The organism is Ruoffia tabacinasalis, assembly GCF_005864045.1.
Lineage (GTDB): Bacteria > Bacillota > Bacilli > Lactobacillales > Aerococcaceae > Ruoffia > Ruoffia tabacinasalis.
Window position 1 is genome coordinate 1 of sequence record NZ_VBSP01000129.1, and the last position, 253, is coordinate 253.

Genomic DNA, 253 nt, shown 5'->3' on the forward strand with positions numbered 1-253 from the left:
TGCAACTGATGAAGAGATACAAGGTTGGGCAACGAAATTAAATACACGTCCCAAAAAATGTTTGAATTGGAAAACACCTTATGAAATCTTTTATAAAACTGTGTTGCACTTAATTTGACAATTTAAGGTTCCTATCAACCACGTCTAAGTTTGATTTTTTAAAACGAGGCAGTAAGGATTATTACGAAATACGTTTCCGAGTGGTTAGACTCAAGCTAAGTGAAAGCACCTACGAGTGCTTGATAACAAATCT

General features: G+C 34.8%; 1 pseudogene. It reads left to right on the forward strand.

The window, feature by feature from the left end:
• Positions 1-118, forward strand: a pseudogene (locus tag FEZ33_RS12305) (IS30 family transposase); the annotation flags it as partial.
• Between the last annotated feature and the right edge of the window lie 135 nt (positions 119-253).